14 protein-coding genes and 1 riboswitch are annotated in these 13,025 nt (G+C 34.6%); of the genes, 13 read left to right on the top strand and 1 reads right to left on the bottom strand.

From position 1 onward, the window contains the following. Positions 1-45: 45 nt before the first annotated feature. The 9 genes from alaS (at position 46) to ACZ446_RS08095 (ending at position 8,162) form a co-directional block, all read left to right on the top strand. Positions 46-2,682 (top strand): alanine--tRNA ligase, encoded by a 2,637-nt coding sequence (alaS, locus tag ACZ446_RS08135; protein WP_464392083.1) that lies wholly within the window; start codon positions 46-48, stop codon positions 2,680-2,682. Between the two features lie 111 nt (positions 2,683-2,793). After that, on the top strand, positions 2,794-3,057 hold the full coding sequence (locus ACZ446_RS08130; protein WP_073155929.1) for an IreB family regulatory phosphoprotein: 264 nt from the start codon (positions 2,794-2,796) through the stop codon (positions 3,055-3,057). Positions 3,058-3,213: 156 nt separating this feature from the next. Then, positions 3,214-3,621 carry a Holliday junction resolvase RuvX gene (ruvX, locus tag ACZ446_RS08125; RefSeq protein WP_464392082.1) on the top strand — a complete coding sequence of 136 codons (408 nt, stop codon included), beginning with the start codon at positions 3,214-3,216 and terminating at the stop codon, positions 3,619-3,621. Between the two features lie 83 nt (positions 3,622-3,704). Continuing rightward, positions 3,705-3,971, top strand: coding sequence for a DUF1292 domain-containing protein (locus ACZ446_RS08120; RefSeq protein ID WP_464392081.1), 267 nt, complete (start codon positions 3,705-3,707; stop codon positions 3,969-3,971). Positions 3,972-4,040: 69 nt separating this feature from the next. Beyond that, entirely contained in the window at positions 4,041-5,063 is a 1,023-nt protein-coding gene (mltG, locus tag ACZ446_RS08115) for an endolytic transglycosylase MltG (protein WP_464392080.1), read from the top strand. A 64-nt stretch (positions 5,064-5,127) separates the two neighbouring features. Beyond that, positions 5,128-5,772, top strand: a complete 645-nt coding sequence (locus tag ACZ446_RS08110) for an O-methyltransferase (protein ID WP_464392079.1) — start codon at positions 5,128-5,130, stop codon at positions 5,770-5,772. After that, the gene (locus tag ACZ446_RS08105; RefSeq protein WP_464392078.1) at positions 5,765-6,994 is read left to right on the top strand and encodes a peptidase U32 family protein; all 1,230 of its coding nucleotides are present in this window, start codon (positions 5,765-5,767) and stop codon (positions 6,992-6,994) included. The genes ACZ446_RS08110 and ACZ446_RS08105 overlap by 8 nt, the downstream gene beginning before the upstream one ends. Position 6,995: 1 nt before the next feature. Continuing rightward, positions 6,996-7,217 carry a DUF4911 domain-containing protein gene (locus ACZ446_RS08100; RefSeq protein ID WP_464392077.1) on the top strand — a complete coding sequence of 74 codons (222 nt, stop codon included), beginning with the start codon at positions 6,996-6,998 and terminating at the stop codon, positions 7,215-7,217. Positions 7,218-7,520: 303 nt separating this feature from the next. Further along, positions 7,521-8,162, top strand: a complete 642-nt coding sequence (locus ACZ446_RS08095; protein ID WP_464392076.1) for a cell wall hydrolase — start codon at positions 7,521-7,523, stop codon at positions 8,160-8,162. A 116-nt stretch (positions 8,163-8,278) separates the two neighbouring features. Here the strand turns inward: ACZ446_RS08095 and ACZ446_RS08090 are convergent, their stop codons facing one another. Continuing rightward, positions 8,279-8,533: an AbrB/MazE/SpoVT family DNA-binding domain-containing protein gene (locus ACZ446_RS08090; protein WP_464392075.1), complete on the bottom strand. Its 255-nt coding sequence runs from the start codon at positions 8,531-8,533 to the stop codon at positions 8,279-8,281. A gap of 201 nt (positions 8,534-8,734) precedes the next feature. Between ACZ446_RS08090 and ACZ446_RS08085 the strand changes: the two genes are divergently transcribed. From ACZ446_RS08085 to ACZ446_RS08070, 4 genes are all read left to right on the top strand, one after another. Then, positions 8,735-9,163, top strand: a complete 429-nt coding sequence (locus ACZ446_RS08085) for a Fur family transcriptional regulator (RefSeq protein ID WP_464392074.1) — start codon at positions 8,735-8,737, stop codon at positions 9,161-9,163. Positions 9,164-9,244: 81 nt separating this feature from the next. Continuing rightward, the gene (locus ACZ446_RS08080; RefSeq protein WP_464392073.1) at positions 9,245-9,937 is read left to right on the top strand and encodes a Crp/Fnr family transcriptional regulator; all 693 of its coding nucleotides are present in this window, start codon (positions 9,245-9,247) and stop codon (positions 9,935-9,937) included. Positions 9,938-10,068: 131 nt separating this feature from the next. Next, a complete protein-coding gene (locus ACZ446_RS08075) occupies positions 10,069-10,965 on the top strand; it encodes a shikimate dehydrogenase (RefSeq protein WP_464392072.1) in 897 nt (298 codons plus the stop codon). A gap of 68 nt (positions 10,966-11,033) precedes the next feature. Continuing rightward, a riboswitch (cyclic di-GMP riboswitch) is annotated at positions 11,034-11,117 on the top strand. Positions 11,118-11,306: 189 nt separating this feature from the next. Continuing rightward, positions 11,307-13,007 (top strand): GspE/PulE family protein, encoded by a 1,701-nt coding sequence (locus ACZ446_RS08070; RefSeq protein ID WP_464392071.1) that lies wholly within the window; start codon positions 11,307-11,309, stop codon positions 13,005-13,007. The last annotated feature ends 18 nt before the right edge of the window (positions 13,008-13,025 follow it).

The following is a 13,025-nucleotide window of genomic DNA, read 5'->3' as shown; positions in this document are numbered from 1 at the left end:
GATTAATATCTGAGAGACAGAAATAAATTTGAAAGGAAGGTTTAAATGATAAAAACTGGAGATGAAATAAGACAGGCTTATCTTGATTTTTTCAAATCAAAGGGACATCTAATTTTAGATAGTGCTCCTCTGGTTCCTAAAAATGACCCGAGCCTGTTGTGGATAAATGCGGGGATGGCTCCCTTTAAGCCTTATTTTGACGGCAGTCTTGAGCCACCTAAAAAACGTATTGCTACAAGTCAAAAGTGTATCCGTACAAATGATATAGAAAATGTAGGTAAAACAGCACGCCACCATACCTACTTTGAGATGCTTGGAAATTTCTCTTTTGGTGATTACTTTAAAGAAGAGGCTATCACCTGGGGCTGGGAGTTTGTAACTGAAGTGCTGGAGCTTGATCCAGATAAACTATGGATCACTATTTACGAGGAAGATGACGAAGCTTTTGCAATCTGGCACGATAAAGTTGGCCTACCCAAAGAAAGAATAGTTAGAATGGGTAAAAAAGAAAATTTCTGGCAGATTGGAACTGGCCCCTGTGGTCCCTGTTCAGAAATCCATTATGACCGTGGAGTAGAAGCTGGTGATAGTGAGGAAGATGTACTTGGTGGTGAAGGAGACAGATATTTAGAAATCTGGAATCTGGTTTTTACTCAGTATAACTACACTGAGGAAGGAGAATACAAGGAACTGCCCAATAAAAATATTGATACCGGGATGGGTTTAGAAAGAGTTGCTTCTATTCTGCAGGAGACAGAAACTAACTTTGAAACAGATTTAATTAAACCGATAATTGATGAGGTAGTAGAAATGACAGGTATTCCTTATCAAAAAAATGAGGAAAGCCTTACAGCTTACAGAGTTATTGCTGACCATATCCGTTCAGCTTCTGTGGCTATTTCTGATGGAGCACTGCCTTCAAATGAAGGGCGCGGCTATGTAATCCGCCGTTTAATCAGAAGAGCAGCCCGTTATGGAAGAAAATTAGGCTTTACAGAACCATTTTTATATAAATTAGTAGAAAAAACTGCTGAAGTTGTTAAAGGAGTTGCACCAGATCTCAAAAAACAGCTGGCACACGTTAAAAATGTTTTAAAATCTGAAGAAGAAAGTTTTCTCAAAACCTTAGAACAGGGTTTAAATATCTTAGAAGATATGCTGAATGAACTTAAAGCAGAAGCTAAAGAAGTTTTAGGTGGAAAAAATGCCTTTAAATTATATGATACCTATGGTTTTCCACTTGATTTAACAGAAGATATTGCAGCTGAAGCTGGAATTAAGGTTGACCAGGAAGGTTTTGAAAAAGAAATGGCAGCTCAGCGCAAGCGAGCTAGAGAAGCCAGAGCCGAAACTTCTTTCAGTAGTGGTGAAGTAGAAAAATTATACGCTGAATTTAAAGATCAAATTAAGGAAGATACTTTTACCGGTTATCATTCATTAAAGGAAAAAACTGAAGTCGTAGGTCTGCTTAAGGATAATCAAAAAGTAAGTAAACTGACAGAGGGAGATCAGGGAGAAATTATACTCACTAAAACCCCATTTTATGCAGAAAGTGGAGGTCAGATTGGTGATAAAGGTGTAATTCAGACCGATAAATTTAAAGCTGAAGTTAAAGATACAGTTAAAAAAGCAGAAGTTTTTGTGCATCAAGTTGAAGTCAAATCTGGGCAGGTGGAGCTCAAAGATGAGGTAGAAGCAGTAGTTTATAATGATCGACGCCAGGCAACAGCCAGACATCACTCTGCAACACACCTGCTGCATAAAGCTTTAAAGGAAGTTTTAGGAGACCATGTTAACCAGTCAGGTTCTCTGGTAGCTCCTGACAGACTTCGTTTTGACTTCACTCATTTCTCAGCTCTAACAGAAGCTGAAATTGATGAGATAGAACGAAAGGTAAATCAGGCTGTACTGGAAAACTATCCGGTAGAAACTGAATATAAGGACCTGGATGAAGCTAAAGAAATGGGAGCAACCGCACTCTTTGGTGAAAAATATGGTAAAGAAGTTAGAGTTGTTAAAATGGGAGATTTCAGTCTGGAATTATGTGGAGGAACCCATGTTAATGCAACTGGAGATATCGGAGCCTTTAAAATAGTTTCTGAAAGTGGTATTGCAGCAGGTGTCAGAAGAATTGAGGCTTTAACAGGAGAATATGCCCTCGACTACTTTAATTCTAAACTTGAAATTCTGGACCAGACAGCAGCTGAATTAAAAACAGATCCTGATAATCTGTTAAATAGAGTCAAACAACTGCAGCAAAACCAGAAAGATTTAGAAAAAGAACTCGAAGCTTTAAAACAAAAGTTAGCAGGCTCAAAAAAGGACGAGTTAATTGATCAGCTGCAGCAGATTGAAGGAATTAATGTGCTGACAGCAGAACTTGAAAATCTTGATAATTCTGCCTTGCGAAATTTAAACGATCAGCTGAAAGATAAAATTGATTCTGCAGTAATTGTACTTGCCAGCAAAGCTGAGAATAAGGTTATTTTTGTTGCCTCAGTTACTAAGGATTTAATCGAAAAAGGATTTAAAGCAGGAGATATTATTGCCAAAGTTGCCAGAGTTGCTGGTGGTGGTGGTGGTGGACGTCCTGATATGGCCCAGGCAGGAGGTTCAAAACCTGAAAAAACAGCCGAAGCACTTGCAGAAGTAGAAAAAATTGTTAAAGAAATTGCTGGCTAATCATTTAAATTGGAGTCATTTTTTAAAAATAAAACTCGAAAAAACAAGGATTTTTAAGCTGACTGCAGAAATATTAATATAAGACAAATCAAAATACGGGATGTGATATAAATGGCCGCAGAAGATTTTAGCGATAAAACAATGCGATTTAAGATCAATAAAGAGGAATTAAGTGAAGCAGCATTTGTCTTGAATAAGGTATCAAAGGCCCTCGAAGAAAAAGGATATAATCCTATTAATCAAATTGTCGGATATTTACTTTCTGGAGACCCAGCTTATATAACAAGCTATAAGGATGCCCGAACAATGATTAGAACTATTGATAGAGACGAATTAATTGAAGAACTACTGCGCAGTTATTTAAATAACGAGTAGCAGAAAGATTAAAGGCAGCTGGAATTTTCAGCTGCCAATTTTTTTGTCATAGTATATATTCCGAAAATAGGAGAAAATTTTAACCCGATAAATTTGCTTATTGCTGAAAATGATTATATAATAATTTATTGAAGTATGAAATTGGAGGCATCTAATTTGAGAATTTTAGGGATAGATTATGGAAATAAAAGAGTGGGGATTGCTGTTAGTGACACTATGGGCTGGACTGCTCAACCACTGGATACTATTGCAATGCATGGTCATCAGGAGTTATTAACAGAAATTAAGGCTTATTTAGAAAAATATGATGTAGAAAAAATAGTTGTTGGGATGCCTTATAATATGGACGGCAGCCGTGGTAAAAGAGCAGAAATAACTCAGGCTTTTATTAATTTTTTGGAAAATAATTTGGAGCTTCCAATTATAATTCAGGATGAAAGATTGACAACAAGTCAGGCAAAAAACATTTTGCTAGAGGCAGATGTCAGCCGTAAGGGTAGAAAAAAAGTAATAGATAAGATTGCAGCTTCTTTGATTCTACAGTCTTATCTTGATCGGAAGTAAACTGCAGTACCGGGTGCGCAACCAATATTTTCTATATTTTTGATATCAAGAACTAAACAAACAAAATGAAAGGGGTATTTAAAATGAGTAATGGTAAGTTTTGGATTGATGAAGATCAGAAAGAATTAGTTTTATCAGATGGCACAGGTGAAAGCCGGTTTATTATAGAAGAGGATTTAGTGATTGATGGAGTTAAATATTTAATAATTGTTGATGCTAGAGCTGGAGAAAATGCTGATGCTACAGTTATCAAAATTTTAAATGAAGGTGAGGAAGAAATTATAGTTCCGGTTGAAGAAAAAGAAGAGTTTGAAAAAGTACAGGCTGCCTATTTAGAGGGCATGGAGTAGATTTAAGATTTTAGTGGAGCAGTATAAACTTAGTAAAATTTTTAATTCAAATTTGATGAGAGGAAGATTTTGAAGTTGAAAAAAGCAGCATTTTTGTTTTTAATCTTTATTATTATACTCAGCTTTTCGCTGAGGGCTTACTCTTTAATTGAGCCTATAAATGAAGTAGAGCCGATGGATATCATGGTGGAAATTGAATCTGGAATGAGCGGCCGGGCAATCGCAAATCTGCTGAAAGAAGAAGGAGTTATTAAATCTTCGACAGTTTTTTATCTGCTGCTGCGCCTGCAGAATCTTAATGATTTACAGGCAGGGTACTATCGTTTTTCAACTTCAGATTCTTCTCTGGAAATTATAGACAAGCTGCGCCGGGGGGAAGAGGAAGATTTTAATCTTACAATACCAGAGGGTTTTACTTTAGCAGAAATTTTAAACCGTTTTGAAGGGCTAATGATTCCTGAATACGAAAAAGATCTTTTGCGGAAAAAAATTAATCAGGAAATTTCAAAACTGGATTTAGAAAAAAATCTGGATTCAATAGAAGCCGATCCAGAATTAATTTATCCGGCAGAAGGAATTATTATACCGACAACTTATAATTTTCCGATGAGCTATCAGGAAAAAGATATAGCTGTCTCTTTAATTAACCACTTTAAAAATAAACGGCTGCCCTTATTAAAAGAGGCAGCAGCTGAAAGTGAATATTCAGCTTATCAAATTTTAATTATTGCTTCTTTAATTGAAGAAGAAGGAAAAATTGCAGAGGAAAAGAAAACTATTGCTTCTGTAATCTACAATCGCTTAGCAGAAGGAATGGCTCTACAGCTGGATGCAACTGTTCAGTATGCTTTAATTGAGCGGACTGACCGTGTATTATATTCTGATTTAGAGGTTGATTCTCCTTATAATACTTATCAGATGAATAAGCTGCCTCCAACTCCAATTGCCAGCCCTGGTGATCTAGCTTTAGAAGCTGCGATTAATCCGGCTGAAACTGACTATTTCTTTTATTTTGCCAGAGAAGACGGCAGTCATGTTTTCACAAAGACATATGAAGAACATCTTAAAAAACAGAGGGAGTTTTCAAATTAAATTTAAACTGAGTTTTGATCTAGATCTTAAAAAGTCTATTTTTAAAGTATAAAGGAAGTAAATTATGAAACTAACTGACATTAACAGCAAATTTTCAAAAAATGAATATATTATGCCTCAATTTAAAAAGGTAGAAAATGAGTGCAGAAACAATCATATTCCAATTATTGATCGTGATGCAGCTGCCTTACTTAAGCTGCAGCTTAAGTTAAAAAAACCTCAAAGAATCTTAGAGATCGGTACAGCGCACGGTTTTTCGACTTTACTCTTAGCTGAGTCAAGCCCAAAGACTGCTAGAATTACGGCAGTCGAATTAGATCCACAGCGGGCTTTAAAGGCCCGAAAAAATTTTGCTGAATATAATTATCAGGAAAAAATAGACTTAAAGGTTGGAGATGCGTTTGATATTTTAATGTATCTAAAAAATGATTATGACTTTATTTTTCTTGATGCTGCCAAAGGGCAGTATTTTTATCTTTTTGAGTATATAATGGAGCTTTTGGCTCCTGGAGGAATTTTGATTGCAGATAATGTTTTATATAAAGGAAAGGTTTTAGAAGTTGAGAAACAGCGACCCAAAATTAGAACAATGGTAAAAAATTTGAAAAAATATTTAAAATTAATAATGAACCACCCGGAACTTGACTCTACAATTGTAACTGCAGGTGATGGGATGGCGATTAGCAGGAGGAAAGATATAAATGAATAAAATAGAATTACTGGCACCAGCGGGAAATTTAGAAAAGTTGAAAACCGCCATTTTATTTGGTGCAGATGCTGTATATTGTGGAGGTTTAAACTTTGGCTTAAGAGCCGGAGCAGATAACTTTAGTGTTGAGGAATTAAAAGAGGGAATAGAATTTGCTCACAATCGCAGTAAAAAGGTTTATATGACCCTGAATATGATTCCCCACAATGAGGAACTGGCTCAACTTCCAGAGTATATAGAAAAAATTAGAGAACTCAATTTAGATGCGTTAATTATTTCTGACCCCGGTGTTTTTGCTTTTGTCAAAAAAGAAATGCCCGAGATGGAAATCCACATCAGCACCCAGGCTAATAATGTTAACTGGGCTTCAGCTTTATTTTGGGCTGAACAGGGAGCAGAAAGAATTATTCTGGCCCGTGAGTTGGGTAGAGACGAAATTAAAGAGATTGCTGCTAAAACAGAGGGTAAAGTAGAACTGGAATATTTTGTCCACGGAGCAATGTGTATTTCTTATTCTGGCCGCTGCCTTTTGAGCAACTATTTTGTCGGACGAGATGCAAATAAGGGCGATTGTGCTCAGTCCTGCCGCTGGAAATATCACCTGGTAGAAGAAAAAAGGCCGGGAGAGTATTATCCAGTTGAGGAAAATGATCAGGGAACATTTATCATGAATTCCCGTGATTTAAACCTGGCAGAGGAAATACCTGAACTAATAGAAATAGGTCTAAGCAGCCTCAAAATAGAGGGTAGAATGAAGAGTGTTCACTATGCAGCTACAGTTGTCAATACCTACAGGATGCTGATTGATCAGTACTATGCTGATCCAGAAAACTATCAGGTGGATACTAAACTTTTAGCTGAGCTCAGAAAGATCAGTCACCGGGATTATACCAAGGGCTTTTATTACGGCAAACCAGGTTCAGAAGGGCAAAGATATCAAAGCTCTTCCTATTTAAGAACTTACGATTTTATGGGTGTAGTTAAAGCTTATGATCATGAGTCACATGAGGCGGTTATTGAGGTAAGAAATAAGATTTTTAAAGGTGATGAACTGGAATTTATAGTTCCTGGTCAAAAAACATTTACTGTTAAAGCTGATTATCTTTTAGATGAAGAGGGAGCAGAAATTGCGGCGGCTCCTCATCCAAAACAGCTGATTAAAATACCACTAGCTGAGGAAGTTCCAGCTGGTTCTCTACTCCGACGTCAGAAGGAGAATTAGAATGAAGGATACTCTAAAACTAAGATATGAGGTTGACCCTACAGAAATTAATTATATTGATATGATAATTAAGGCCTATGAAGGAATTGGGACGGTTAATGTCGACCATGATAATCCAGGTCAAATCTGGATTGATGTCACTGAAGGTACCAAAAAAGAAGTTAAAGAAGTAATGGCTGATTTAGGGCAGCAATTTAAAGTTGAATTAATTTCTGAAGAATAAATTAAGTTCATAAAAGTCTGAATTTTAATTTTGGTTCCCGACTTAACAAGCATCTTAAGCTAATAATAATTGACTATCAAAATTGTAAAATAAGAACATTTGACAAGCTGCAGTTAATTGTTTATTATTAAGTTGATAATCACATATAATTATTAATAAGCTTATAAGCAAATAAGTTTAAGTTGGAAGCAGATTAAAGGAGGAAGATTATATTATACATTTTACTATCAGTTTACAAAAGGGAGGTAATATATCATGCTGAGCAGGAATAAAGTTTTGATCTCGGTCATGTTACTCCTCATAATGGTGTCTTTTGTCAATCTCAAGGAAGTAGAGGCTCTGGATTTAGCTGAATTTGGAAGCAGGGCGTTGAGCAGAGGCGACGAAGGAATAGATGTAGCAGTTTTACAGCAGAAATTAAGTCAGTTAAATTATTATCAGGGAAGCATAGATGGTATCTACGGTGGTGGCACAGTTGCAGCCGTAAAAAAATTCCAGAGAGACAATAAGCTTCAGATTGATGGAGTTTTTGGTCAGAGTTCATTTAAAAAAATGCCGCAATTAGAGGCAGAATTAAATTACAACATATCAAGAGATGACATAATATTACTGGCCAGAATAATTCATGGAGAGGCCAGAGGTGAGGATTTCAAGGGTAAAGTAGCAGTTGGTTCGGTAATCTTAAATAGAATTAAGAGCAGCCACTTTCCCAATACGATTAGAGATGTTATTTTGCAAAAAGGACAGTTCAGTAGTTTAATGGACGGACAGGCTAATTATTATCCTGGAGAAGAAGAACTGCAGGCAGCTAGAGCAGCTTTATTAGGTTATGATCCAACAATGGGTTCAATCTATTTCTATAATCCGGATGTGGCTACAAATACAGCCTGGATATCCCAGAGAAACTTTGTAACCAGAATTGGTGGACATGTATTTTTAAGATAAGAATATAAAAAGATTATATTTAAAATAAAAATGACAGTTAAATAAAAGAATAGCACCTGTTAGGGTGCTATTTTTTTAAGAGATTGTTATCCAATTTTTGTTATTTGGGTAAAATTTTATTTTTCTGCCTGTAGTTCTTTCATATTCTCCATACACTCACCACAGATAGTTCTACCCTTATATTCTATAGTGTCATCTGCACTACCACAGAATATGCAGGCTGGCTCATATTTTTTTAGAATAATTTTTTCTTCATCAACAAAAATTTCCATAGGATCTTTTTTATTGATATTCATAGTTTTTCTGAGCTCAATTGGAATTACCATTCTACCCAAATCATCAATTTTACGGACGATACCAGTAGATTTCATGTTAATTCTCCTTTCTTAACATATTTCGACAAAATATTTCTATTTATTACATTATATAATTAAATAGACCCGTAGTCAATAGCCAAAAGTTATTTTCTTAAGTAAAAAATGGATATTCAAGCGGAAAAATTCAAAAAAATTATTAATATCTGTGGAAATTTATGATAGAATGTAAATAGTCATTTAAAAGAGGTGTTAATTATGGAGAATTTAAAAGAAAAGTTTAAGCGAAAATTAGCCGAAAATAATTATAAATTGACCAGACAGCGAGAAATTATTTTAGAAACTATTCTGGAAAACAAGAACTGGCACTTTACAGCTGAGGATCTGTTTGAAGCTGTTAAGAAAAAAGATAAGGATATTGGAATGGCTACTATTTATAGAAGCCTGGAATTAATGCATAAATTAGAAATAGTAAATATCCATGATTTTAATGAAGATTCCCGTATCTATGAATTATATTTAGAAGAATCACATCACCACCATATGATCTGTAAAAACTGCGGCAGGCTGGTAGAATTTAGTGATGAAGATATAGATTATTTAGAATCAGAGCTGGAAGCCAAGTATGATTTTAAGGTTACAGAACATAAATTAAGATTTTATGGTTATTGCAAAGATTGTAAGTAAAGAAATTTATTAAGAAAAAAGGAATTTATTCATTAATAGAGAATAATAATAATATAGAACCAAAGAGAGGTAGGTTTAGATATGGAAGAAACAAAACAGTGCTTAAAAGATTTAATTGTTTTTCAAAACCTTGATCCAGAAGAATTAGAATTATTATGCAAAAATTCTTATGCTAAACTTTACGAAAAAGATGAAGTCATCTTTTTTGAAAATGACAGTGTAAAAAAATTATATTTCTTAGTTAATGGTAAAGTTAAACTTTCCATGCTTTCAGCAGAAGGTAAGGAAAAAGTTTTAACTATTCTGCAGGAGGGAGATATTTTTGGCGAGTTATCACTATTTGACGAAGATCCTCACCCTTTAACAGCAGAGGTAATGGATGATGCCCGTCTTTTAATTATTCCCTGGAATGAGATGGAAAAGCTGATTACCGAAAGACCTTCTCTGGCAATTAAAATCATTGAGGCTCTATCCAAAAAAACACGCCTCTTAACAAGTCAGGTGAGAGAATTGGTGTTTCAGGATGCTGCAGGCAGATTAGCCAGTTTGCTTTCCCGCCTGGCAGAAGATTTTGGCCGTGAAATTGATGAAGGAACTGTCATTGATCTGGTTCTAACTCACCAGGAAATTGCCAATTTAATTGGTTCCTCTCGGGTGACTGTAACCAAACTGATGAATAAATTCATAGATGACGGCATGATCACCATTAAAAAAAGAAAAATTATAATTAAGGATTTCGAATCACTGGGAGAAAGACTTCAAACAATATTTTAATTGAAAACTGGAGTTAAATATTCCAGTGGTCTGAGAAAATACATAACAGACACGCTGGTATTTAAGTCCAGCGTGTTTTAACTTTTTAATTAATAAGATTCTAATATTTATAAGATTTTAGGAGGCAGAAGATGAGTATTTTTATACCAGATAGTGAAACAAAGTTATATGGTTTATTAGGTAAAACTTTAAGCCATTCAATTTCTCCATCCCTGCATAATAATGGATTTAGAGATTTAGGATTGAATGCAATTTATTTAATGCTGGAAACAAAAGAAAAGAACCTGGAGGAATATATTAATTCTTTAAAAACCTTAGGTTTCTCGGGCTGGAATGTTACAATTCCTTATAAGGAAAGCATAATTCCCTACTTAAATGGATTTTCTTCTCTGGCAAGAGCCTCAGGAGCGGTTAATACTGTTTTAAATAGAAGAGGGCGCTTAACAGGTTATAATACTGATGTGATTGGGTTTCAGCGTCAGGTAGAAGAATCAGGTTTTGTAGCTAAAGATAAAAGAGCCGTTGTAATTGGAGCTGGCGGAGCAGCTAGAGCAGTAATTGCAGCACTGATTCAGCTTGACTTAGCAGATATTACTATAATTAACCGGACTGTAGAAAATGCGGAAGAATTAGCAGGACTTTTCAGAGAAGATAATCCTAAGCAAAATATTGATTTCTGCAGTTTGGAAGAGCAGGAATATGCAGAACCTCTAAAAGCGGCTGATTTGGTAGTTGATACTACCCCTGTCGGGATGTATAGTAATAATATTAAGAATAAATTGGTTATTAATCCAGATTATTTACACGAGGAACAGCTGGTAATCGATCTGGTCTATAATCCTTTAAAGACCGAAATTTTAAAAGAAGCAGAAAAAAGAGGAGCCCAGATTGGAAACGGGCTGCCGACTCTGATTTATCAGGCAGAGGCTTCATTTAAGCTCTGGACCCAGGAAATGCCGCCCAAGAAAAAGTGGTATCAGATAGCAGAGGAAGCAGTAACTAAAATTGAAGCTGATACCGAAAAATAATACTTTTAGGTAATGTTTTTCAAAAAAAATTATTTTATAATTTAATTAAGACAAAAAAAATATAAATTAAATATTAAAAGCAAAGCAGTCTAAAGGCTGTGACGCAAAGACATAAGTCTAAGGGGAAACCTATGATAGTTATGTTTGCCTCAGGTGTAAAATTGCCAAAGTGAATCAACTTATGGCAATTTTTTGCTTTATAAACTTAAATTATCAAAAAGATTAAAATTTAATTAAAATTTTGCAGGAAAAATTAAAACTCTGTCGAATTTTACTATAACAGCAAAAAGATTTACAAAATATTTCAAAAGTCGACAAAATTTTTATTGTGAGGTGATAATTTGGCTTTTAAGAATCGAAAAAAATTAGGAGAACTTTTATTAGATCATGAATATATAACTAGAGAACAGTTGGATTCGGCTTTAGAAAAGCTAAAGGATACTGACAAAAAAATTGGTGAAGTTTTAGTTGAACTTGGATATGTTAGAGAAGAATCTCTAATTGAGGTTTTAGAATTTCAAAGAGGAATTCCTCATGCAGATTTAGATAAATACTTTTTTGATCCTTCGCTTTCAAATTTAATACCTGAAAATATTGCTAGAAGATATTTAGCAGTTCCGATTGAAAAAAAGGGTGAGAGTAAACTAAAAGTTGTTATGGCAGACCCAACAGATTTAGTAGCAATTGATGATTTAGAAATGTTAAGCAATTTAACAATTGAGCCACTTTATGGAGCACCTAATCAAATTCGTTCAGCTATAGACAGACTTTATGGTAATCAAGATATAGATATTTCTAATATTTTTGAAGATTTCAATTTAGATGACGTAGAAGAGGTATCTGATAACCAAAACGAAGAAATATATGAAGAAGCTGAACTAAGAGAGATGGTTGATGAAGCACCAATAATTAAATTGGCAAATTATATTATTTCTAAGGCCTATCAAAAAGGTGCAAGTGATATTCATATCGAGCCTGAAGAAAATAATATTAGAGTTAGATTTAGAATAGATGGTGTTTTAAAAAAAGAAATGACTGCACCTAAATCTTCGCATAGAGCATTAGTTTCAAGAATTAAAATTATTGCTAATCTAGATATTACTGAACATCGTGTTCCTCAGGATGGCCGAATCAAGATGATTTTCAAAGGGGAAAATTTAGATATGCGTGTTTCTACCTTACCTACTGTTAGAGGAGAAAAAGTGGTTATTCGTCTTTTAGCGAGAAATACGAATCTTTTAGATTTAGATAATTTAGGATTATCAGATTATAATAGAGTTAAATTTGGAAATTTAATTAAAAAGCCAAATGGGGTTCTGTTATTAACTGGACCAACTGGGAGTGGAAAGTCAACAACTCTTTTTGCAGCTTTAAATGAACTTAATAGTCCTAAAATTAATATGGTTACAATTGAAGATCCGGTTGAATATCAAATTCCTGGTATTAATCAGGTTCAGGCTAAGGTAAAAGCAGGATTAACTTTTGCTAAAACACTGAGATCAATTTTAAGACAGGATCCAGATATAATTATGATTGGAGAAATGAGAGATGAAGAAACTGCAGAAATAGCAGTTCGCTCTGCTTTGACTGGGCATCTGGTTTTTAGTACTTTACACACAAATGATGCAGTTAGTTCAATTACACGATTGATTGATATGGGACTAGCACCCTATCTTGTAGCTGCTTCTTTAAATGGTGTCGTGGCTCAGAGACTTGTAAGGAGGCTCTGTCCTCACTGTAAAGAAAAAAGAAAACTGGACAGACCGGATTTAAAATACTTAGGAGATCCAGAAATTGAAGAAGCATATTTTTCAGTTGGTTGCAAAAAATGTAATAATACTGGATATGATGGACGTTTAGCAATTCAAGAAATTTTTGAAATAGATAATAAGGTTAAGGAAATGATAAGTGATAATATTTCTAAAGAAAAGATTAGTGAATATGCCAAAGAGAATGGAATGATAACTTTAAAAGAAGATGGAATTGCAAAAATTAAAGCAGGAGAAACAGATGTTTCTGAAGTTGAAAGGATTATATATTAACGTAGGATTGGGGAGTGA

The sequence above is a fragment of the Halanaerobium sehlinense genome (assembly GCF_055379485.1).
The sequence above is the reverse complement of the archived record's forward strand: the minus strand, read 5'-3'. Positions and strand labels throughout refer to the sequence as shown.

Bases quoted from the DNA above. Each gene is read 5' to 3' on its own strand.
- ACZ446_RS08085 (WP_464392074.1), top strand. From the start codon at position 8,735: ATGGAGAATTTAAAAGAAAAGTTTAAGCGAAAATTAGCCGAAAATAAT.
- alaS (WP_464392083.1), top strand. From the start codon at position 46: ATGATAAAAACTGGAGATGAAATAAGACAGGCTTATCTTGATTTTTTC.
- ACZ446_RS08095 (WP_464392076.1), top strand. From the start codon at position 7,521: ATGGTGTCTTTTGTCAATCTCAAGGAAGTAGAGGCTCTGGATTTAGCT.
- ACZ446_RS08120 (WP_464392081.1), top strand. From the start codon at position 3,705: ATGAGTAATGGTAAGTTTTGGATTGATGAAGATCAGAAAGAATTAGTT.
- ACZ446_RS08100 (WP_464392077.1), top strand. From the start codon at position 6,996: ATGAAGGATACTCTAAAACTAAGATATGAGGTTGACCCTACAGAAATT.
- ACZ446_RS08080 (WP_464392073.1), top strand. From the start codon at position 9,245: ATGGAAGAAACAAAACAGTGCTTAAAAGATTTAATTGTTTTTCAAAAC.
- ACZ446_RS08110 (WP_464392079.1), top strand. From the start codon at position 5,128: ATGAAACTAACTGACATTAACAGCAAATTTTCAAAAAATGAATATATT.
- ACZ446_RS08090 (WP_464392075.1), bottom strand. From the start codon at position 8,533: ATGAAATCTACTGGTATCGTCCGTAAAATTGATGATTTGGGTAGAATG.
- ACZ446_RS08105 (WP_464392078.1), top strand. From the start codon at position 5,765: ATGAATAAAATAGAATTACTGGCACCAGCGGGAAATTTAGAAAAGTTG.
- ACZ446_RS08075 (WP_464392072.1), top strand. From the start codon at position 10,069: ATGAGTATTTTTATACCAGATAGTGAAACAAAGTTATATGGTTTATTA.
- ACZ446_RS08130 (WP_073155929.1), top strand. From the start codon at position 2,794: ATGGCCGCAGAAGATTTTAGCGATAAAACAATGCGATTTAAGATCAAT.